This is a genomic window from Cognatundibacterium griseum, assembly GCF_014284195.1.
In the GTDB taxonomy this organism is placed as follows: domain Bacteria; phylum Pseudomonadota; class Gammaproteobacteria; order Burkholderiales; family Burkholderiaceae_D; genus Undibacterium; species Undibacterium griseum.
Genome location: NZ_JACOGC010000001.1, coordinates 540992 through 563718, shown reverse-complemented (window position 1 = coordinate 563718; position 22727 = coordinate 540992). Strand labels below are relative to the sequence as shown.

Here is a 22727-nt window from a genome sequence, read left to right as displayed (position 1 = left end):
CATCATGAAACAAGGTCTGCAACTCCGCACCTCCCAGCATCTGGCACTGACGCCTCAGTTGCAGCAATCGATACGGTTGCTCCAGTTGTCCACACTAGAACTGCATCAGGAGCTGGAAAATTTACTGACAGAAAATCCGTTACTGGAACGTACGGATGATCCGCTGGATCAGGCAGTGCGCTTACTGGCCGACGGCGCAGTCAGCCATGACAAACAATATGGCGAGGACAGCCCGCCCTCATCCGGCACGGAAAGCAGTCCGGTATCCCAGGACACTGTGGCAGAGCCCGATTTTCCTCCGGCAGACAGCATCAGCGCCAGCGATCAGGACTGGAATTTTGATAATGCCCCAGCTGCAGCCCGCAGCCAGGACGACGAAGAGAGCCGCCCCCAACTGGAAGCAGCCCATATCAGCCTGCACGATCATCTGCGCGAACAAATGCGCCTGAATCTGCGGGAACCGCGTGATCGTGCGCTGACTGAGCTGATCATTGATGCGCTGGATGACAATGGCTATCTGGCGGAATCACTCGACGACATCTACTCAGGTTTGCCGATTGAATTATGCGTCGAACCGGAAGAACTGCATTTTGCGCTGACAATGGTGCAGAGTTTTGAACCCGCAGGAATCGGCGCCAGAACACTCTCGGAATGCCTCGCCCTGCAGATCAGACGCCTGCCTCGCATTCCCTTCGTCACTCGCAGGCTGGCGCTCGCCATTGTCGAAACGCAACTGACTTTATTTGCCCAGCGGGATTTCACCAAACTCAAGAGAATCTTCAATTGCGATGACGAAGATTTGCGGGAAGCGCAAACCGTCATCCGGCTGTGCGAACCCCGCCCCGGGGCAGCTTTCACCAGCCATGATTCCGACTACGTCGTACCGGATGTGATTGTCAAAAAATGCGGCAGCAACTGGCAGGTATTGCTGAATCAGGATGTGATGCCCAAATTAAGAATCAGCAGCATGTATGCCAACATCATGCGGCAAAACCGCGGTGAAACTGGGCTCAGCACGCAGCTGCAGGAGGCGCGCTGGCTGATCAAAAATATGCGTCAGCGTTTCGACACGATTTTGCGCGTCGCACAAGCCATAGTTGAAAGACAACGCAATTTTTTCACTCACGGCGCAGTTGCCATGCGCCCCCTTGTTTTGCGCGAAATAGCTGATACACTGGGATTACACGAAAGCACTATTTCCCGTGTAACGACCCAAAAATACATGTTGACCCCACATGGCATGTTTGAGTTGAAATACTTTTTCGGCAGCCATGTCGCGACGGAAACCGGGGGGGAAGCATCGTCCACCGCGATACGAGCACTCATCAAGCAGTTGATAGGAGCAGAAGACCAGAAAAGCCCACTCTCTGACAGCAAAATTGCAGACATGCTGGGTGAACAAGGCATGGTGATTGCACGGCGTACCGTTGCCAAATACCGTGAAGCCCTCAAAATTCCCCCAGTCAGCCTGCGAAAATCTTTGTAACTTAGTCCTTGTAATCACGGTTTGAATTGCTATATATGATTTAGCTCAGAACATCCCGAATCGAATGAGCCTATCGTAACAGCAAGCAACATCACTATAGGAGCACAGTATGAATCTCACCATCAGTGGACATCACGTCGAAGTCACTCCTGCCATTCGTGAATATGTACATACCAAACTGGAACGCATCCGGCGTCACTTCGATCAGGTCATTGATATTGCCGTCATCCTGACGGTTGATAAGCTCCGTGAAAAAGAAAAAAGGCATAAAGCCGACATCAATCTGCATATCAGCGGTAAAGACATTCATGTCGAAAGTCTCGCGCATGATCTGTATGCGGCCATTGATGCACTGGTAGACAAACTGGATCGCCAGGTCATCAAGCACAAAGATAAAATCCAGGATCACCAGCATGACGCGATCAAGCATATCCCTGATCCGGCATCGCCCTGACTGAGCGCAGTCGCATCAAAAAGGACGCTTGAGCGTCCTTTTTTATTTCTGCACACTGATTTCCACACACCATCTTGCCATACTGGTTTTGTGCATCCGGCTCTGCTATTGTCTCTCATGAATTCTGTTCACCAGTAAACTCAGTGACGTTACCGTCATGCCGTCATAAAATATCAGCTTCTTCCGATTAATAAACTGGTATTTCCATGAGCGATTACGTTATCACCTCAGTCAGCAATTCCATCGGCTATATTCTGCTGGACCGCCCTAAGGCATTGAACTCCCTGTCACTGGATATGGTGCGCGCGATAACCGCCATCTTGCTCCGGTGGCGCGACGATGCTGAGGTGAAGGCCGTGTTTATTCACAGTAGCAGTGAAAAGGCCTTCTGTGCCGGTGGCGATATCCGCTTCTTCTACGATGTAGGCACAGCGACGCCGACCGGAGACAGCGCATTACTGGAAGACTTTTTCACAGAAGAATATGCGCTGAACCATTTAATTCATTTTTATCCGAAACCCTACATCGCCCTGATGAATGGCGTAGTCATGGGGGGGGGTATGGGCATCGCTCAGGCTGGAGAAACATGCCGTTTGCGCATCGTCACGGAACGAACCAAAATGGCGATGCCGGAAGTGAATATCGGCCTGTTTCCGGATGTGGGGGGCGGTCACTTCCTCTCTCGTACTCCGGGTGAATTGGGAACCTACCTGGGGCTGACCGGTGAAATCATCGGTGCTGCCGATGCCTTATATGCGGGATTGGCAGACGTGTATATCCCGACTGCGGAAATACCGGCACTCATGACCTTGTTAGGTAAAAACACAGCACCAGACCTGCGTACGGCAATACGTGATTTTGCAGCCGGCTTTGCAGATCAGGCCAAGCCGGAAGCCAGCAGGCTGGCAAGCCTGCACAATGCCATCAACCACCTGTTCACCGGTAACAGCGTCAGCGCCATCTGCGACAAACTGCAGCAGGACAGCAGTGACTTCGCACAACACACTCTGGTAACGATGCAAAAACGCTCCCCGTTACTGATGTCGGTCACCCTGGAACAACTGCGCCGCAGCAAGAGCATGAACGTATCGGCATGCCTGCGCATGGAAAGAAATATGGTGCGTCACTGCTTCCGGCATGGTGAGGTGCTCGAAGGTGTACGGGCACTGGTGGTGGATAAAGACAACGCACCGCAATGGTCACCATCAACATTGAATGAGGTCAGCGAAAATCTGGTGCAAAGCTTTTTTGCACCAGTCTGGCCAGACTATGCACATCCGCTGCGCCATCTGCAAGACTGACGCTACCAACAATCAAAAAAAAAAGCATACGCGGGATACGTATGCTTTTTTCTTTTATGCTGGATAGTATGTCAGGGAACGTCTGATGAGCGGAATCCCCCAACAAATTTTCGACAGCAACCAATCCTTCAGATTGGTTTTCCATATCACCTGCTATCCATAGAGCGCATCAGTGATGCGCCCCTCCACCCAAGTAAGCCGCCTTCACTGCCGGATCATTTTGCAGTTTATCTGCCGGACCATGTACAGAGATGCGGCCATTTTCCAGCACATATCCATAGTCGGCCACCGCCAGCGCTGCTGCAGCAAACTGCTCCACTAACAGCATGGTCCTGCCTTCCTGCTTGAGTCGCTGAATAATACGGAAAACCTCATCGACCAGAATAGGCGCCAGTCCCATAGATGGCTCATCCAGCAAAATCACCTCGGGATTCAACATCACCGCACGCGCCATCGCCAGCATCTGCTGCTCACCGCCGGACAAAGTGCCGGCCAGCTGATGGCGACGCTCTTTCAGGCGCGGAAACAACTCCATGGCCTTTTGCAGATCGCTGTCGATATCGCCACGCGGACGCGACCGGGTAAAACGCGGAAAGGCTCCCAACAGCAAATTATCCGTCACGGACATGGTGGCGAAAACACGCCGCCCCTCAGGGGAATGCGCCAGACCGGCACGGGCAATTTTATGAGAATCGAGGCCTGTGACATCCTTGCCATCAAGCGTCACCTTCCCCTCTTTCGGCTTCAGCATTCCGGAAATCGCACGCATGGTAGTCGTCTTGCCGGCACCATTGGATCCAATCAGCGTCACCACTTTACCTTTCGGAACTTCCATTGAAATTCCGTGCAGCACCTGAACCTTGCCGTATGCGGCATGCAAATTTGAAATAGTTAACATCTTGCCTCCTCAGGCTGTCACAGCGTGGGGTGCGCCAATATCATCGCTGACACTGCCACCAAGATAAGCTTCGATCACTTTGGAATCCGCCTGCACGTCGGCGGGCTTACCTTCGGCAATTTTTTGTCCGAAGTCCAGCACAGTCACCGTATCGCAAATCGACATCACGACGTCCATATGATGCTCAATCAGAATAATCGTAATATCGTGTTCACGGATCTTGCGGATAATGGCGATCAGCTCTTTAATATCCGGTGCCGTCAAACCTGCAGCAGGCTCATCCAGCAGCAGCAATTGCGGATTCAAGCCCAGTGCACGGCCGATTTCAAGCAAACGCTGTTTGCCGTACGGAAGATTACGGGCTTCTTCATTTGCCAGATCGGACAAGCCGACAAAGTTGAGGATACTGGCGGCACGCATCCTGGCCTCACGCTCTTCCCGCAGATAGCGCGGTGTATGCAGCATGACATCGAGCACATTGCTGCGGAAGGTGTTGTGCAAGCCAACCAAAACGTTTTCCGTCGCCGTCATTTCACCGAACAGTTGGACATTCTGGAAAGTACGCGCCACACCGCCCAGTGCAATCGCTGATGGCGTTGTGCCGGAAATCACGCGCCCGCTGAATTCAACCACGCCATCCGTTGGTTTATAAATGCCGGTCAGCACATTCATCATCGTGCTCTTACCGGAACCATTCGGCCCGATCAGGCCATGCACGGTGCCCTTGGCGATTTGCAGGTCTACCTGATTCAATGCCTTCAGACCGCCAAACTGCATCAGCAACTGACGTGCACTGAGCAGAATGCCGACACGTTCGCCGTTTGCCTTGGCAATGGCAGTGTCGTCATTTGCAGTAAATGCCACTGGTTGCGCCATCAAATGACGTGGCCCTTTGCCCAGCAATGAATTGATAAAACCGACGATGCCATCCTGCAGGTAATACACCACAAACAAAGTCATCAGACCAAATATCGTCAGACGCCAGTCGGTGATGCTCTCCAGCTTATAGGAAAACAAGGCCATGCCTGCCGTCGCAATCACAGGCACTGCCAGTTCGCGGACTGTCTTGCGTCCTTTTGCCAGCGTATAAGCACCACCCGCAATACCGACAACTGCTGCGACCGTAGCGATCTTGCGGAACAATTCGATGTCCGCCAGCAGGGATGGCAGCATCACGACAATGAATGCACCCAGCAGTGAGCCGATGCGGCTTTTACGTCCGCCCATAATGACTGCCAGCAGGAACAGGATCGTGAGTTCAAAGTTATACGTGTTCGGAGAAATATATTCTTCCGAATAAGCATACAGACTGCCCGCCAGCCCTGCCAGGGCAGCGCTGATCACGAATGCATAAACTTTGTAGCGGTAGACCGAGACCCCCATACAGTCAGAAGCAATCGGGCTGTCGCGCAAGGCCTGAAAAGCACGGCCGAGATGAGAACGTAAGATCCGGTGCACCACAATCATCGCCAGCACCATCAGAGCGGCCACCAGGTAAAAATTCCCGACTTCACCCAGTTTCTGGCCAAATAAAACCGGCTTGGATACCTTGATGCCCATTGGTCCTTCGGTGAGGAAGGTCATCTCATTAATCAGGATCTGGATAATCGTACCGAAAGCCAGTGTCACCATCGCCAGATAAGGTCCGGTAACACGCAATGCCGGCAACGCCAGCAAGGCGCCAAAGATCGCCGTGACGCAGATACTCGCTGGCAGCGCCAGCAGAATCGGCATGCCGAGCTTGAAGTACAAAACGCCCGTCGTGTAAGAGCCGATTCCAAACAGTCCGGCATGTCCGAGGGAAACCTGTCCGGTGTACCCCACTACGATGTCCAGACCGAATAACAGAATGGCGTAAATCAGAATCGTCTCTGCCAGATGCAGATAATAGGGGTTTTGCATAAACACCGGCAGTAAAGCCAGTGCCGCGATTCCCAGCGCGGAAAAAAGATAGGTCATCTTGCTCATGTTCGTTCCTTATACTTTTTTGATGGCTGCTTTGCCGAACAACCCCGCAGGTTTCACCGCCAGCACCAGCAACAGCAAGACCAGACCAGGAACTTCTTTGTAGCCGGTGGAAATATAAAAACCGGTGACCGTTTCAGCAATGCCCAGAATCAGGCCGCCGACAACCGCACCGACGCCGGATGTCAGGCCGCCGATAATCGCCACCGCGAAAGCCTTCAGTCCCAGAGCGGAGCCCATTGTGGCGCCGGTCAAAGTCAACGGTGCCACCAGGACACCTGCGAATGCCGCTGTCGCGGACGAAAGCGCATAGGAGAATGTAATGACCATGCTGGTATTGATTCCCATCAGCCCTGCAGCATCGCGGTCATTTGAAGTGGCGACCACGGCTTTACCGTAAATGGATTTGCGGTTGAACAACTCCACCGCCAGCATGATTGCCAGCGCACCGACAACCACGACAACCTGCATCGCCTGCACATTCGCGCCAAAAATCTGAAACGGCGCAGCAGACAGCGGTGAAGGGAAGGTCAGATCATCCTTGCCCCAGATATTTTCAGCGACATTCTTGAAGATAATCGCCAATGCGATGGTGGACATGATCCAGCCGAATTCAGACTTAATCTTGATGGCCGGACGCACGCCGATCCACTCGACGAACACCCCTTGTAATCCACCGAATATAATCACCAGCGGAATCATGAGCCAGTAGTTCATGTAAGGTCCGCCGTGGACATTTCCCACCAGACTGAGGCCGACCAGAGCCCCCAGCATCAACGCTTCGCCCTGACCGAAATTCAGTGTGCCGGAAGTCGCAAAGGTCAGCTGGTAGCCGAATGCGATGACCGCATAGATCATCCCTAGCGCGATACCGCTGAAGACTAATTGCAATAAGATTTCCATTTTCATTTACCCGATGGCATACATTCGTCAGGGCGCACGGAAATACACGCTGTTGCCTGTCGCAATACAACATGTGATGTGCTGATGCCTGAGATGTAGTATAGAAAATGAACCAGAGACGTCAGTCTGCGTCAGAAAAACGCTCTGGTCCGGACGGTCACTATGCCGTTATGCAGTGACGTTTATTTCGACAAAACAATATGGCCGCCTTTGGCTTCGCCCATGACAGGAATCCCCGGCTTGATCGCTTCGTGATCGTCATGAGTGAATGGCTTGTTATAAGTCGTGACCACGCCGTCGACTTTTTCATTCAGATTTTCAAGCGCTTCACGCACTTTGACGCCATCTGTGGTGCCAGCCTGCTTGATGGCAGCAGCCAGCAAATAGATCGAATCATAGCCCTGGGCAGCAGATACCGGAGATGGAATCCGGTCAACCTTATACGACTTCTGATAAGCCTCGATGAAGGCCTTGCGTTTAGGGGTATTTGGGTCCTGAATGAAAGTTTGCGGCATTGTCGCGCCATCGCCGTTTTTACCAGCATTGTCCAGGAAGTTCCCCATCGACAATGTCCAGCTGCCGATCATCGGGACTTTCCAGCCCAGCTTTTCCATGCCATTGGCAATCTGTGCCAGCTCAGGGCCGATGCCGTATGTCAGAACTGCCTGCGCACCGCCTTGTTTTGCTTTCAGCAACTGCGCCGTCATGTCCACGTCTTTGATGTTGAATTTTTCTACCGCAACTGGCTTGATACCTTTTGCTGCCAGTGCTTTCTCCAGATCTTCGCGCCCCAGCTGACCATAGTTGGTCGAGTCAGCCAGAATCGCCACTTTGGTAAACTTACGCTTGGTGATCGCCTCATCAACAATCATTGCAGACTGAATCGTATCGCTGGCAGCAATACGGAAGATGTAATTGTCTTTGTGCTCCGGTGCCACGAATTGCTTTGTGATGGCGCTGCCGGTAGCAATGTTATTCATGACAGGAATTTTGGCTTCTTCATAGAAACGCTGGGAGGCCAGCGCCACGCCCGTGTTCGCATAACCAACTGTAGCAACCACTTTTTCCTTGTTGATCAGCTCCTGGGCAACCTGCACGCCACGCTCATTTTTTGCCTCATCGTCACGCTCGACCAGCTGGAACTGACGCCCCAGCACACCACCCTTTGCATTGATTTCGCTGATCGCGATTTTAACGCCATCACGCATCGAGACACCCATCGGGGCGGAGCCGCCAGTCAACGGTCCTGAAACGCCAATCTTGATTGGTTCTGCTGCAATCCCTGCAACAGACCAGCTGACCAGTGCAGAGGCAATGAGGGCTTTCATCTTGTAAGTCATGTCGGTCTCCAGATATTGGTATGAATTTGATTGTTTGATTTTCGACGTACTACACACATAAAGTACCAGAAAAATCTTTTTGCATTGCAACAAATGCTACTTAAGTGGAACTACGCAGACTTGTTTAAATATCGGGGAGAACAGACCAAAAATACGTCTGTATCAGAGAGATCATCCGTGCAGAGACGGAATGCTGATGTCGCAATAGTCAGAAATTAATGTATTTCATCGTATCGGAAAAAATTTTTCACGTATTGCCTGTGGCATTCATCGCATCAAAGGTATGCATGCCACGGACAATACTGTGCACGACTTACTTCAACAGGCTGAATACCTTGCTGATGGCTTTGCTGCCGGAACCAAGCGGATCCTGGCGGATCGATTTTTCCTCTTCGGCGATCATCAGGAACAGGCCGTCCAGCGCTTTTTGTGTGACATAGGCTTCGACTGTCGCTTCCTGTTCCGGCACTACGCCAAATTTCTGCGCCTGCCCCATCACACTGTTGTATTTTGCGGATAAGCCCGCTTTATCCGTCACGCCTTTGACCAAAGGCAGAAACTTGACTGTCAGCGGCGCGGATGTTTTTTGACGAAAGAAATCCGTTACGGACGTTTCACCGCCCGTCAGGATATTTTTAGCATCGGTTAATGTCATGGATTTCACGGCATTGACGAGCAAGGGTTTTGCCAGTGGCACCGCCGACTCTGCTGCACGGTTCATAGAAACAACCAATTCGTCCAGTTGCTGGCCTTTTCCCGTCATTTTCAAAATTGGTCTGGCCTGTTCTAATATAGATGGAAGCTGAATCTTAACTTTATCGTTATTCAGAAAACCGTTTTCCACGCCAAGTTTAGCGACTGCGGCGACAGAACCCTTGTCCAGAGCGGCTTTCAGACCAGCACTGGCATCCTGATTGCTCAGGTCGGCAAGTGAGAATGCGTAAGCCGAAGCGCTCGCAGCTAAAACCGGCAGCAGAGGCAAAGTCCATTTTTTGATGGATGAGAAATAGGTCGCCATACATTCACTCCTGAAAAAAAATAATCTGCCGCGATCAGAAAAACAGTTTTACATGTCCTCGACAGAAAACAAGCGTTTGTGTTCACGAATCGCATAGCGGTCTGTCATGCCGGCAATATAATCTGCGATTTTTCTGGCCTGTTTCTGCTGGCGCTGCGTTTCCGGCATCTCTGCCCTGACCTGATAATCGGGTGGAATCAGTTTTGGCTCTGCCATCATGGCGTCAAATAATTCATGAATGATGCGCTTTGCCTTGGACATCATACGATTGACCTGATAATGACGGTACAACTGGTGATGCAGAAAATGCTTCAGAATGCGCGCCTCTTCATACTGCGTCTCTGAAAAGGCAATCAGCTTGCCCGCCTGCCGCACCGCATCCGGTGACTGCACCGCACTGTCCTGAATTCTGGCCAGTGAGGTTCGCATCAAATCGACAATCAGCGTGTTGATCATGCGGCGTATCGTTTCGGAGATGGCACGCCTGCCGTTCAGATCCGGATACAGGCTGCGCACTTCGGCACGATGACGCGCAAAAAAATCCACTTCCATGATTTGCTGCTCAGTAATCAGCCCTGAGCGCAGCCCATCATCGATATCGTGATTGTTATAGGCGATTTCGTCGGCCAGGTTCGTCAGCTGCGCCTCCAGCGTCGGCTGAGTCTTATGGATAAAGCGCTGGCCCAGATCTCCCAATTGCCGCGCGTTCTCCTGCGAACAATGCTTGAGAATACCTTCCCTGGTTTCAAAACAGAGATTCAGGCCATCAAAGGCGGCATAACGCTCTTCGAGCTGATCAACAACCCGCAGACTCTGCAGATTATGCTCGAACCCGCCATAAAGCTGCATACAGGCATTCAGCGCATCCTGACCGGCATGTCCGAATGGGGTATGTCCAAGGTCATGCGCCAGTGCAATCGCTTCGACCAGATCTTCATTGAGGCGCAAATTACGGGCAATCGAACGCCCTATTTGTGCGACTTCCAGACTGTGCGTCAGACGCGTCCGGAACAAATCGCCCTCATGATTTAAAAAAACCTGTGTTTTGTATTCGAGCCGGCGAAATGCCGAACAATGAATAATACGGTCGCGGTCACGCTGAAATTCGCTGCGCGATTCAGATGCAGGCTCAATAAAAAGCCGCCCTCGCGAAATCGCTGATCGGGCGGCATAGGGTGCCAAATGCTGGTCAGTCAGATTCATGGAGTGGGTGAAATACAGTAGCGTATCGTTTCCAGTAAAACATCTTTAGGGGCCTCGGTGATGAATGCCGTACCAAGCGGTTTCAACAGTATAAACCTGATCTGCCCGCCTTCATTTTTCTTATCGACTTCCATCAGCTCCAGCCAGCGCTGCTCGCCGAGATCAGGTGCCACCACGGGCAAACCCGCTGCCTCGACCAGTTTCCGGATTCTGGTTTTGGCGACGTAATCAATATAGCCGAGACGACAGGATAATTCTGCAGCCATCACCATACCACAGCCCACGGCCTCACCATGCAGCCATGCGCCATAGCCAAGTCCAGATTCAATCGCATGACCAAACGTATGGCCAAAATTCAGAATCGCCCGCAACCCGCCTTCACGTTCATCCTGACGCACAACATCGGCCTTGATTTCACAGGAGCGGATCACCGCATAGCTCAGCGCCTGCGGGTCTTTGGCGCGCAGTTTTGGCATCGACTGCTCCAGCCACTCAAAGAATACCGTATCGATAATCGCGCCATGCTTGATCACTTCTGCAAGCCCTGCGGATAATTCTTTATCGGGCAATGTCTTCAGGTTTGAAATATCAGCGATAACCGCCTGCGGCTGATAAAACGCACCAATCATATTTTTACCCAGAGGATGATTAATCCCCGTCTTTCCCCCCACCGATGAGTCAACCTGCGACAGCAATGTCGTCGGGATCTGCACAAAAGGCACACCGCGCATATAAGTTGCTGCGGCAAAACCGGTCATATCACCGATCACACCTCCGCCCAGCGCCAGCAGGGTCGTTTTGCGATCGCATTTATGTTCCAGCAAATGATCGAAAATCATCATCAGACTGTTCCAGGTTTTATGTTCCTCACCGTCAGGTAAAATGACAGCGCTGCACACTTTGCCAGCATCTTTCAGACGGGCAGTCAGCGCAGCCAGATAAAGTGGCGCAACAACAGTATTCGTCACCACCACAATCCGTTTTCCCTTGATCTGCTGTGTCAGCAGCTCGGCATTATCCAATAGCGCTTCCCCGATCGAGATCGGATAACTGCGCTCTCCCAGATCGACATGTAATACCTGGTATGTTTGATTTTCACTGCTCATAAGCTGCTTGTGTTTTGCGGGAGTTCCGTGAGACGCATTTCCCGGTAATTTATCGAGAATGTTCTGGATCAGATGCTGAACATTCGGACGTCCGGTCTCAATCACCAGATGGGCAATTTCCTGATAAAGAGGATGTCGTTGCGACTCCAGTTCCTCGAGTTTTTTTCTGGGATCTGCCGTGCGGAGTAACGGACGGTTTTTATCGTTTCTGGTCCGTTGCAGGATGCTTTGTATGCCGGCACGCAGGTAAATCACGGTGCCACGTTCTTGCAGATAGCGGCGGCTTTCTGCATTCAGCACGGCTCCGCCCCCGGTCGCCAGCACAATACCATCCTGCGCTGTCAACTCACGGATCACATCAGCCTCGCGCTGCCGGAAACTCGCCTCACCTTCAATCTCGAAGATGACCGGAATCGACACACCGGTCCGTGCTTCTATTTCATGATCTGAATCGATAAAACGTTTGTTGAGTTTTCTTGCCAGGGCCCGGCCGACCGTAGTCTTGCCGGACCCCATCAGTCCTACCAAAAAGATATTATTTGACACAATTTCACTTCAAGAAATACGCAATTACGGGCAGCTCAGTGTGTCCCTGACGTTCATTGTACTGGTCGCTGCAGCACCCAGGCTATCCACCACTGTTAAAGTCACCGCATACACTGTCAGTGGCGTTGCTGGCGTGAAGCAGCGGGCACCGGCACTGACCGCGCCAACCGTCAACACATTACCGGAAACGGTCACTGCACCCATTTTCGGATCACTTGTGAAACCGGCGTAAGGTGGCGTGCCGCCATAAATATTCAATGTAAAGGCATTATTCGACTGCTCACTGATTTCGAATGTATTCGGAGACAGCTTCACAGTGGGTGGATTGGCCGAGACTGTAACGGTGATGTTCGTATTGGCTCCCTGCGCATCAATCACTGTGACAACCGTCGATCCCACATTATTTAAAAATGCGGAGAAAGAGGAACCATCCGCAGCCGCCGTTACCACCGCAATGCTGTTATTGGTATTCGTGACTCGGTAAGGCCCAGTACCACCGACGACGTTAAATTTGAGTGTATCGCCGACGCTGCCTGTCGCGCCAGCCGGCAACACCGCCAAAGCGCCGGAAGTCGATGCTGTCACGGTGACAGCAATCGTGGTCGAATTGCCTTTTGCATCCTTCACATACACTGTGGCGGTGCCGGCAGAAATACCCGTGATATCGAAATCTGTCCCATTTGCCCTCAGTTTTGCATCTACCGAGCTCACATTGCCGCTGGCGACAGAATAAGGTGCAGTACCACCAGTAATGGTATAAGTCAGCGTACGGAGAGATGGCATTGTCAATGCGGATGGCGCAGTCGTGTTGAGGCTGACTGAGCTTGCGACAACAGTAACATCAATACTGACTATCGCCCCCAATGTGTCTTTAACCACGACCGTTGCCTTACCCTGACCAGCACCGCCGATGATAAAGTTGTTACCCGACATGCCGACAAAAGCCACCGAATAATCACTGCTGCTGATGGAATAAACACCGCTGCCGCCACCAACTAAATAATACGGTGCAGGAGTAGTTGCTCCAACTGCCAGGTTCACTGCCGCCGGCGCTGTGGTGAATAAGGTCAGTCCGGTACCCACGGTGACATCAATCAAGGCTCTGTTGCCAGCACTATCTTTGACCATGACTGTACCTGCACCTCCCCCCGCGCCTCCGGTAATCGTCAATATATTTCCGCTGACACTAACAATCACCGCAGGAGAGCTGCTGGTTGCCGTATATGAAGGAATACCGCCACCAATGGTATATGTCTGCGTAGTACCCGGAGGAACCAAAATTTTATCGCTCGCCGTCGTAAACAACGGCGGCGCGGTTCCCGATCCCGCACCTGCTGAACCACCACCACCGCCACAGGCGGAAAGTGCCGCGAAACAAATCAGCGCAAACACCATTTGGACAAACTTCTTCATAGACCACCTATCTCTTTACTATATGAATGTTATCTTGAAACGAATCGGGTAGCAGATTACTTCAAATTGAATTTATCTGTCACAATTTTTGGTGTGATAAAAATCAGCAACTCTGTCTTGTCATTGGTTTTACCAGTGCTCTTAAACAAATTTCCAAACAAGGGCAAATCACCGAAAAATGGAATTTTAGTCACATTATCACGTTCCGTTTGCTGAAAAATTCCACCCAACACAACAGTACCGCCATTTTCCACCAGCACCATTGTTTTCACTTCTTTAGTGTCAATCGCGTATCCCATGCGAGTTTCCTGACCAACGCTGTCTTTATGCACTTCCACATCCAGAATCACATTGCCATCCGGTGTGATTTGCGGAGTGACTTCAAGACGCAAGGTTGCCTTACGGAAGAAAATCGATGTCGCACCACTGGAAGTCGCGACCAGATAAGGTAATTCGGTACCTTGTTCAATCAGCGCTTTCAGCTGATCTGCCGTGACTACCCGCGGACTGGAAATAATTTTCCCTTTGCCGTCCGCTTCCAGTGCCGACAGTTCCAGGTTCAGGAAACGATTGGCTGCGGAAGAGAACAGGCTGACTGCCAGACTACCAGGGTTTAAACCATTAATCCCGGCGGCAGGTAGGCTAACAAACTGAGAATTCGGAATGAGGAATTGTTCGGTAACCTTAAACTGACCGGTCTGCTCACCGATTCCGAGATAATTACCGGTAATGGCAGCCCGCTGGTTACCGGATAGCTGGTAACCAACATCACCGCCACGCAACCCGCGCAAATCCGTAAAGCCCAGTTTAGCACCCAGATTTTTACTGAATTTATCATCAGCCTCAACAATACGTGCCTCGATCAATACCTGTTTGGAGGCAATATCTGTTTTCTGGATCAGCTTACGCACCTCTTCCAGCTTGGATGGAATATCGGTCACGAACAACTGGTTGGTTCTTGGTTCAATCACGGCGCTACCGCGTTTTGACAAAATCCGGTTGGTGGAAGCACCATCTACGCCAAACACTTGTTTAAACGCTTCTGCTTTTTGATAATTCAGCTGGAACGCTTCGGTCTTCAATGGCTCCAGTTCCGCGATCTGCGCTTTTTGTTCCAGCTCCAGTTTTTCTTTGGTCAGCAATTCATCTTTTGGCGCAACCCAGATCACGTTACCGTTTTTACGCATATCAAGACCTTTGATCTGCATAATATTATCCAGCGCCTGATCCCAGGGCACGTCTTTCAATCTCAGGGTGATGGTCCCCGTGACCGTATCGCTGGCAATCACGTTTAAGCCACTGACTTCCGCAATAATCTGCAAAATCGCTCTGACTTCGATATTCTGGAAATTAAACGACAGGCGCTCACCACGGTACCCTTGTGTCCCCTGAGTTAATTTGTTGGGATCTTCTTTAATCGGTTTTACTTCCAGAACGAACTGTGTATCGCTCTGGTAAGAGCTTTGTTCCCACAAGCCTTTCGGCTCAATCACCATTTGCACATTTTCACCCATGGGAGTCGTGGTGATCGTCTGGACAGGGGAACCGAAATCAGCCACGTCCAGCCGTTTGCGCAAGACTTCCGGCAATCCCACCTTCTGGAAGGTGACTAATACTTTTTGTCCTTGCTGGCGTACGTCCACAGCAACCTGATTCAGCGGCAGATCGACAACGATACGCCCATCACCCGATACGCCACGGCGAAAATCAATATCACGGATCATCGGCTTAGCAGCCGGTGCTGCCTCAGTATTGACCGGCAACCCCTGAGAACTGACTGCGGTGGCAACACCACCAGAGCCATCAATGGTAACGATCAGCGCATTACCCTCGATCGTTGCCGCATAATTCAAAGGTTTGTTCAGATTAAAAACCATCCTTGATCTGCCGGATGCTTCCACCAGAGTCACCGAACGCACATCACCAATATTGACATCAATATTGGTTTTGCCTGTTCCATTGGAGGCATCGGCAAAATCCAATGCAATGCGGGCAGGGCTGGCAATGGTAAACCCGGTAGGCAGTTTTGTAAGCGGCTTTTTGAGGCTGACCTTGACAATAATATTGGCGCCCTGCTGATTCGCAATCACGGACTCAATACTATTGGTTTGCGCCATCGCCAGCTGACAACATCCCAGCATCAATATCACGCAGGTTTTCACAAACATGGCGCCCTTTTTACTTATATTTATCAACGCATTCATTTCTTACTCTCCTGCAACTCAAGCTTAACATTACGTTCAACCCATTCACCGGACGCATCCTGAACGATCTCTTTAATCTCGATCTCCGCTTCGGTAATTTTCGTCATCAAACCAAAATTCTGCCCAATGTATCCGCCCGCCTTCGCCTGAAAAACCGTCTTATCCGCCTGCACCAAGGCAATCCGGATACCATTTTTCTCGATGGTGCCCACCATTTTGAGGGTATCCAGCGGGAAGGATTCCAGTGCCTCTTTGCGTCTGTCCATGTCTGGCCGCAAACCGTTACTGGACTCTGCTTTCATTCTCGCCAGAACAACCAGCAGCTTGGCAGGATTAAAAGGGTCAATATCCGCTTTCCCGACATAAGGAACCGGCTCATACGCTTTAGGAGGATTCAATTTAGGAATCACGGTACGCGTTTCTTTCCTGACGGAGTTCATCCACTCCGTCAACTCCTGCGAGCTGTTGTCGCCACAAGCACTCAACACCAGAGCCGGTAGCAGAATCACGGGGATTTTTATCAACCTGAACATCATTTCTTCGCTGCCTTTTTCAGATTTGCCTGCGCCAAGACTTCCTCTTTATCCAGATAGCGGAAGGTTTTCGCAACCACCTCCAGCGTCAAAGCACCTTCTTTGTTAGCGGAAATCGCCAGGTTATTCAGCGTCACGATACGCGGTAATTTAGCGATATCGGCGACAAACTCTCCCAGATCATGGTAACCACCGGTGAGCTTTACCTCGATTGGCAGTTCCGCATAGTAATCTTTCACCACCGGAGTACCGGGCTTAAATGAGTCGAACTGCAACCCACGCCCCGTACCGGCCTGGTTGATATCCGAAAGTAAAGCATCCATCTCAGCCTTGCTGGGCAACTGACGTTCCATGGTGGCGACATATTGCTGTACCAGCGTCCGCTGTTCCTTCAGCGCATCCAGATTGATGGCCTGTTGCATTTTTTCCCGATACGCCTGCTTGAGTTTTACCTCTTCCTGTTTTTTCTGATCAATTTCTTCAGACTGCCCATTCCAGTAAAAAAACCATCCCAGAAACAGTACCACCACCATCACGCCAAAAGCTGCCGCAAAACGCGGGGCGACTGGCCACTGTCCGGGGTGGAGGCCATTCAGATCACGGAATTGTCCGTTGATGTCTTCAAATACCTGCTTAATGTCTGTTGCCATTCCTGACCTTCCAATGTGTGATATCAGCGACCAGGATTGGTACCGCCTTTAACCGGCACTGTGCTGGTTGCAGCAGCAGATGCCGGCTCATCTTTTTCGCGTGGCCGCTTGATGCCGACATTGATCGTGAAATCCGACACTTTCTTGGCATCCCTGCCCTGGCCAATACCTGTGGAGTGAATATCAATCAGTTCGGGCTTATACATCCATTCCGACCTGCCGCTCAGGTTACGGATAAGCTCGGCCACCCGCTCTTGAGACTGCGCATAACCATTCAGCGTCACCCGCTGTCCCTCTTGCTTTAATGCCCGCAGGTAAACACCTTCAGGCGTATGCTTGACCAGCTCATCCAGCAAAAATACCGGCTGATTACGGTCTCCCTGTAAATCTTCTACCGCCTGCTGCCGCGCCTTCAGCGCATCGATTTCCTGTTTAAGATTGGCTACTTCCTTGATCTTTTCATCAAGCTTGAGGTTTTCCTTTTTGATGAATTCGACCCGATCCGTCTGAATTCCCATTTCACGTGCGTTGATGCCGCCCACCACCACGACTACGAGCGCGCCGACAATGGCAGACAACAGTAACAGCGAATAAAAATCCTTGATCAGCTGTTTGCGTTTTTCCTCACGATGAGGCAGGAGATTAATTTTAATCATCAGTCGAATCTCCGCAGTGCCAGTCCACAAGCCACCGCGTAAGCAGGTGCATCACTTCTGAGCGTTTTCTCATTGACGCCGGAAGCCAGCTCCATTCCTTTAAACGGGCTGATCACTGCAGTAGAAATTTTGGTGCGCTCTGCAACGATGTCCACCAGACCTGCAACGACAGCGCAGCCGCCTGTCAGAAAAATCTGATCAACACGGGTATAAGGTGTAGAGGTGAAGAAAAATTGGATCGCCCGGGTCACCTCAAGTGCGGCATTTTCGAGGAAGGGTTCCAGTAATTCCATTTCGTAGCTATCCGGCAGGTCACCGGTTTTCTTTTTCACTTCCGCTTCTTCCTGGGACAATCCGTAGTTTCTGACGATATCCTGCGTCAGTTGTCCGCCGCCGAATTGCTGCTCACGTTCGTAAATCACATCGCCGTTCAAAATAATGTAAATGTAAGTGCGTTTCGCGCCAATCTGGAAAATAGCGCAGATCTGATCCTGCCCCTGGTTAGGCTGCATTTCGATCAGACGCTGCATGGCGGCCCGCGCCGCATAGGATTCGACATCCATTACTTTCGCCTGCAGCCCGGCTGCCTGCGCCACTGCAACGCGATCTTCGATTTTTTCCTTGCGGGATGCGGCCAGCATAACTTCCACGTCTTCCTGATTCGCAGCCGATCCGATCACACAAAAATCCAGACTGACCTCATCCATGGCAAATGGAATGTACTGACTGGCCTCCGATTCCACCTGCACCTCCAGCGCCTGATCGCTGAGCGTCGCCGGTAAAAAGATTTTCTTTGTAATGACCGCAGCGGCAGGCATGGCCAGCGCTGCATTCTTTGCGCTCGTACCGCTTTTTTTGAGCAGTTTGCGGATCGTATCGGAAACCTGTTCGATATTTTCGATATTCCCGTCAAGCACCGCACCTTTGGGCAAAGGCTCGGAAGCATAGCGCTCCAGACGGAACGCCTTGTCGCTCCCTTCTGACAGCTCCACGAGCTTGATATCAAACGAACTGATATCCAGGCCAATCAGAGGTGGTTTTTTTCTGCTGAATAGTGATGCAAGATCTAAAGCCAAGAATATCCCCTCATAAAACGCAATCACGCGTCCTTCTTACAAATTGAAACAAACAGTTGCATTTGGCATCGAATTTTCAGAAAAATCTCTTTAAAAACCGCTATTTACGAGACTTTTATCCAAGCTTACATGAAATCCTAGCAATATAGGCTGCATTGGTAAAGGACTTTCCTCAGAGCACATTCAGATTCCGTTGCCAAATTTCCACTCGGGCTGAAATTTAGCTCTGCATTCCTTCGCTCACGGCAGTTTCACCGGGGTGCAACGGGACAGCCGTTATAATGTAACTTGCGATTGTTACAGAATAAACACATGACAGATCAAGAAACCACGGCTTCCTCAAAATCCAAGCCCGCAGCACCCGCCGAAAATAAAGCGCCGCTGTTGCGCCGCCTCCTGCTGGGGACCATTGGCGTGATGGCAGGTCTGGCGCTGGCCGTTGCACTGATTATCGGTTTTGCCCTGACAATGGCTTACCCGAATCTGCCGGAGCTCGATTCGATTACCAGCTACAAACCGAAAATGCCGCTGCGGATTTTTTCTGCCGACCATGTATTACTGGGGGAATTCGGCGAGGAAAGGCGCAATGTCGTCCGTTTCGACCAGATTCCGGATATCATGAAAAAAGCAGTACTCGCGATCGAGGACGATCGGTTTTATGAACATGGCGGGGTCGATTACCTCGGCATCACCCGCGCCGCCCTGCATAACCTGACCGGCGGCGCCAGACAAGGCGCCTCCACCATTACGCAGCAGGTAGCACGGAATTTTTTCCTGTCGAGCGAACAGACCTTCAAAAGAAAAATTTATGAGGTTTTGCTGGCCTGGAAAATTGAACAGAATCTGACGAAAGACCAGATTCTGGAAGTGTATATGAACCAGATTTATCTCGGTCAGCGCGCTTATGGCTTCTCTTCCGCGGCACAGATTTATTTCGGCAAGGAACTCAAAGACATCACGATCGCTGAGGCCGCCATGCTGGCCGGCTTACCTAAGGCCCCTTCTGCCTACAATCCTGTGGCCAACCCAAAACGGGCATCGGTTCGCCAGCAATACATCCTGCAACGCATGCGGCAGCTCGGTTATATAACCGAAGCGCAGTACCAGCAGGCGAAAAACGAGGAGCTCACGACAAAAACCGACAGCAGTGATTTCGGCGTGCATGCCGAATATGTTGCGGAAATGGCGCGTCAGCTCGCTTATGAGCAATTCAAAGAAGATACCTATACCCGTGGACTCAATGTCTACACCACGATCACCAAAGCAGATCAGGATGCCGCCTATCTGTCGCTGCGGCGCGGTGTGATGGATTATGAAAAACGCCACGGCTATCGCGGTCCGGAAGCCATCGTCGCCATTCCGGAAGGCAAGGAAGCCGCCGATGATGCGATTGAAAAAGCGCTGGCGGAGCATTCCAACAGCGATGACCTGCAGGTAGCCATGGTGCTGGACGCCGCGCCCAAACAAGTACGGGCGGTGCTGGCATCCGGCGAGGAGATTCATATTGACGAAGCTGGTCTGAGTTTTGCTGCCAGCGGATTATCCGCCAAAACACCGGCCAATAAGCGCATTCAGCGCGGCGCCGTGATCCGGGTGATGCAGGAAGGAAAAAACTGGAGCATCACGCAAATGCCGGAAGTGCAGTCCGCGTTTATTTCCGCCAGTACCACGGATGGGGCGATCAAGGCACTGGTCGGCGGGTTTGATTTTAATTTCAACAAATTCAACCATGTGACTCAGGCGTGGCGCCAGCCGGGTTCCAGTTTTAAGCCGTTCATTTACTCCGCTTCGCTGGAAAAAGGCTTGTCTCCGGCCACGATCATTAATGATGAGCCGATCAGTTTTGATGCAGGGCAAACCGGCGGGCAAGCCTGGGAACCGAAAAATTACGACGGTAAATACGAAGGTCCGATGACGATGCGCAAAGGCCTGACCAAATCCAAAAACATGATTTCCATCCGCATCCTGCATCGCATCGGTGCCAAGTACGGACAGGAATACACGAATCGTTTCGGTTTCATCCCGGAAAAAAATCCGCCTTACCTGACCCTGGCACTGGGTGCCGGTGCCGTCACGCCTTTGCAGATGGCCGGCGCCTATGCGGTGTTTGCCAATGGCGGCTACAAAATCAACCCTTATCTGATCAGCAAGATTACCGACAGCAACGGCAAAATCCTGGTGCAGGCAAATCCTGACAAAGCCGGCGATGAAGCCAACCGGGTCATTGATGAACGCAATGCCTTCCTGATGGACAGCATGCTCAAGGATGTCGTGCGCTATGGGACAGCCACCAAAGCGATGGTCTTAAAACGACCTGATCTGGCAGGCAAAACCGGTACGACCAATGATTCTTTTGATGCCTGGTTTGCAGGCTATCAGGCCAAGCTGGTGGGTATCGCATGGATTGGTTTCGATCAGCCCAAGAATCTGGGTAACCGTGAAACCGGCGGCGGCCTGGCATTGCCGATCTGGATTGGTTATATGCAAAGAGCGCTGAAAGAAATTCCGATTGAAGAGCGTCCCGTACCCAATGGTGTCATCGCGGTCAACGGCGATTATTACTATGCAGAAAATCCGCCCGGCACAGGGATTACCGATCTGAATACCCCGCCGCCGCCAAAACTGATTGAAGAATAACCGGGAGACATCCGGCACGCCGGGGCCGTACGCACTCAGGCGGCGGCGCCTGTCCCGTTGCCGGTCCGGCTGCTCGGCTGAGTAATTTAGCGCCCCTGCTCCTGCGCCAGCCGTTGCAGGGTGGTAAAGAGTTCAGACTGATCGCGGGTATTGATCCAGTGCTGGCCGTCATAGCGGTAATGGAATCCACCGCTGCGGGCCGCCAGCCACATTTCCTGCATCGGAGCCTGACTGTTAACGATCATCTTGGAACCATTATTCACGAATTCGATGGTCAGCACATTGCCGGTGCGGCTGCATTCGACATCCAGCTCATCGTTTTCATACGCGGCTTCAAACATTTCTTCCACCTGGCTCAGGCAGGACTCGGCCAACGCCAGGAAATCGGATTCAGTCATGCTACACTCCTTGAATTCATTCACATTGAAACCGTCATTTTAAACGGTGTTATATAAATCCAAGATGCGATCCCCAATACGTACCCTGATTTCGACGCTGCTGCTCATCTGCGTGCTCTCCGGCTGCGGCCAGAAAGCGCCGCTGTATCTGCCGAACAAACCGGCCGCACAGACCTTGTCCACGACAAAATAATACTCGGGGGGAGTATTTATCAAACACCTTGTTTTAAAAGGGCGTCAGGTCGTTTTTTCGGGGTACTCCCTACTTTTCTCAGTTTCTTGCCTCATCATCCGTGCGCAACTGAACCGGGCTGGCCAGTTGCGGGCGGCATCCCTGCACATCCCGGTAGATATCGCGGATATGCTGCATGTCCTGCTGGATATCGCCGGACAAATCCAGATAATCCACCAGACTGACTTCGCGTTTGCGGAAGTCGAAATAAGCGCAGCCCAAAGGTACGTTCGCCGCCACGGCGATATGATAAAAACCGCTGCGCCAGTAAGGCTTCAGACTGCGGCTGCCTTCCGGTGCCAGCGCCATCCAGTACCAGTCCGCGGCATGCATTTTGTCAGCCAGGCGGCCGATCGCGCCGGTCGAAACGCCGCGCTCTACCGGCTCCCCGCCCAGATAACGCACCAGCCGGCCGATCGTGGCGCCGGTCACGCCCTCAAACAAAGACGACTTGGCAATAAAATAAAATGGCATCCCGATCGCTAGTTTCGCCAGCACGCCAACCATGAAATCCCAGTTCGAGGTATGCGGATACACAATGATGACCCCTCTGGGACCGGGCAATGGTTTGTAATTGACATTCCAGCCCAGCAGACGCAGCATGCGCAGCGCGCAGCGTTGTGTCGTGGTCTGCATCTGCTGCTGTTGTAATTGATAATTCGTCATGGTTGTCCCGCACCTGTTCTGATTGTTTTATGGCGAGCATTA

20 protein-coding genes are annotated in these 22727 nt (G+C 51.6%); 5 read left to right on the top strand and 15 right to left on the bottom strand.

Annotated elements, in window-relative coordinates:
- Positions 1 to 4: 4 nt before the first annotated feature.
- From H8K27_RS02525 to H8K27_RS02515, 3 genes are all read left to right on the top strand, one after another.
- Positions 5 to 1486 carry an RNA polymerase factor sigma-54 gene (locus H8K27_RS02525; protein ID WP_186861619.1) on the top strand — a complete coding sequence of 494 codons (1482 nt, stop codon included), beginning with the start codon at positions 5 to 7 and terminating at the stop codon, positions 1484 to 1486.
- Between the two features lie 109 nt (positions 1487 to 1595).
- Positions 1596 to 1940 carry a ribosome hibernation-promoting factor, HPF/YfiA family gene (gene hpf, locus H8K27_RS02520; protein WP_176804237.1) on the top strand — a complete coding sequence of 115 codons (345 nt, stop codon included), beginning with the start codon at positions 1596 to 1598 and terminating at the stop codon, positions 1938 to 1940.
- A gap of 206 nt (positions 1941 to 2146) precedes the next feature.
- The gene (locus H8K27_RS02515; RefSeq protein WP_186861618.1) at positions 2147 to 3241 is read left to right on the top strand and encodes an enoyl-CoA hydratase/isomerase family protein; all 1095 of its coding nucleotides are present in this window, start codon (positions 2147 to 2149) and stop codon (positions 3239 to 3241) included.
- A 169-nt stretch (positions 3242 to 3410) separates the two neighbouring features.
- On the opposite strand, the gene H8K27_RS02510 is transcribed toward H8K27_RS02515, so the two are convergent.
- From H8K27_RS02510 to H8K27_RS02450, 13 genes are all read right to left on the bottom strand, one after another.
- Entirely contained in the window at positions 3411 to 4139 is a 729-nt protein-coding gene (locus H8K27_RS02510; protein WP_186861617.1) for an ABC transporter ATP-binding protein, read from the bottom strand.
- A 9-nt stretch (positions 4140 to 4148) separates the two neighbouring features.
- Positions 4149 to 6107, bottom strand: coding sequence for a branched-chain amino acid ABC transporter ATP-binding protein/permease (locus H8K27_RS02505; protein ID WP_186861616.1), 1959 nt, complete (start codon positions 6105 to 6107; stop codon positions 4149 to 4151).
- 9 nt (positions 6108 to 6116) lie between these two features.
- The gene (locus H8K27_RS02500) at positions 6117 to 7007 is read right to left on the bottom strand and encodes a branched-chain amino acid ABC transporter permease (protein WP_186861615.1); all 891 of its coding nucleotides are present in this window, start codon (positions 7005 to 7007) and stop codon (positions 6117 to 6119) included.
- A gap of 182 nt (positions 7008 to 7189) precedes the next feature.
- Positions 7190 to 8347 (bottom strand): ABC transporter substrate-binding protein, encoded by a 1158-nt coding sequence (locus H8K27_RS02495; protein WP_186861614.1) that lies wholly within the window; start codon positions 8345 to 8347, stop codon positions 7190 to 7192.
- A 313-nt stretch (positions 8348 to 8660) separates the two neighbouring features.
- Positions 8661 to 9365 carry a DUF4197 domain-containing protein gene (locus H8K27_RS02490; RefSeq protein ID WP_186861613.1) on the bottom strand — a complete coding sequence of 235 codons (705 nt, stop codon included), beginning with the start codon at positions 9363 to 9365 and terminating at the stop codon, positions 8661 to 8663.
- A 48-nt stretch (positions 9366 to 9413) separates the two neighbouring features.
- Positions 9414 to 10568 (bottom strand): deoxyguanosinetriphosphate triphosphohydrolase, encoded by a 1155-nt coding sequence (locus H8K27_RS02485; RefSeq protein WP_186861612.1) that lies wholly within the window; start codon positions 10566 to 10568, stop codon positions 9414 to 9416.
- Positions 10565 to 12220 (bottom strand): bifunctional shikimate kinase/3-dehydroquinate synthase AroKB, encoded by a 1656-nt coding sequence (gene aroKB, locus H8K27_RS02480; RefSeq protein WP_329604329.1) that lies wholly within the window; start codon positions 12218 to 12220, stop codon positions 10565 to 10567. Before aroKB ends, H8K27_RS02485 begins: the two co-directional genes overlap by 4 nt.
- A gap of 24 nt (positions 12221 to 12244) precedes the next feature.
- Entirely contained in the window at positions 12245 to 13633 is a 1389-nt protein-coding gene (locus tag H8K27_RS02475; protein WP_186861611.1) for an autotransporter outer membrane beta-barrel domain-containing protein, read from the bottom strand.
- A 56-nt stretch (positions 13634 to 13689) separates the two neighbouring features.
- Positions 13690 to 15801 (bottom strand): type IV pilus secretin PilQ, encoded by a 2112-nt coding sequence (gene pilQ, locus H8K27_RS02470; RefSeq protein ID WP_230418895.1) that lies wholly within the window; start codon positions 15799 to 15801, stop codon positions 13690 to 13692.
- Between the two features lie 32 nt (positions 15802 to 15833).
- Entirely contained in the window at positions 15834 to 16346 is a 513-nt protein-coding gene (locus H8K27_RS02465) for a pilus assembly protein PilP (protein WP_329604328.1), read from the bottom strand.
- Positions 16347 to 16369: 23 nt separating this feature from the next.
- Positions 16370 to 17020, bottom strand: a complete 651-nt coding sequence (locus tag H8K27_RS02460; protein WP_186861609.1) for a type IV pilus inner membrane component PilO — start codon at positions 17018 to 17020, stop codon at positions 16370 to 16372.
- 23 nt (positions 17021 to 17043) lie between these two features.
- Positions 17044 to 17676, bottom strand: coding sequence for a PilN domain-containing protein (locus tag H8K27_RS02455; protein ID WP_186861608.1), 633 nt, complete (start codon positions 17674 to 17676; stop codon positions 17044 to 17046).
- A complete protein-coding gene (locus tag H8K27_RS02450) occupies positions 17676 to 18752 on the bottom strand; it encodes a pilus assembly protein PilM (protein ID WP_186861607.1) in 1077 nt (358 codons plus the stop codon). Before H8K27_RS02450 ends, H8K27_RS02455 begins: the two co-directional genes overlap by 1 nt.
- 312 nt (positions 18753 to 19064) lie before the next feature.
- Between H8K27_RS02450 and H8K27_RS02445 the strand changes: the two genes are divergently transcribed.
- The gene (locus H8K27_RS02445; protein WP_186861606.1) at positions 19065 to 21389 is read left to right on the top strand and encodes a penicillin-binding protein 1A; all 2325 of its coding nucleotides are present in this window, start codon (positions 19065 to 19067) and stop codon (positions 21387 to 21389) included.
- An 86-nt stretch (positions 21390 to 21475) separates the two neighbouring features.
- On the opposite strand, the gene cyaY is transcribed toward H8K27_RS02445, so the two are convergent.
- Positions 21476 to 21787, bottom strand: a complete 312-nt coding sequence (gene cyaY, locus H8K27_RS02440) for an iron donor protein CyaY (RefSeq protein WP_186861605.1) — start codon at positions 21785 to 21787, stop codon at positions 21476 to 21478.
- Positions 21788 to 21851: 64 nt separating this feature from the next.
- On the opposite strand from cyaY, the gene lptM reads away from it, so the two are divergent.
- Entirely contained in the window at positions 21852 to 21980 is a 129-nt protein-coding gene (lptM, locus tag H8K27_RS02435) for an LPS translocon maturation chaperone LptM (RefSeq protein ID WP_186861604.1), read from the top strand.
- Positions 21981 to 22058: 78 nt separating this feature from the next.
- Here lptM and H8K27_RS02430 read toward each other — a convergent pair whose 3' ends face one another.
- A complete protein-coding gene (locus H8K27_RS02430) occupies positions 22059 to 22685 on the bottom strand; it encodes a 1-acyl-sn-glycerol-3-phosphate acyltransferase (RefSeq protein ID WP_186861603.1) in 627 nt (208 codons plus the stop codon).
- Positions 22686 to 22727: the final 42 nt, after the last annotated feature.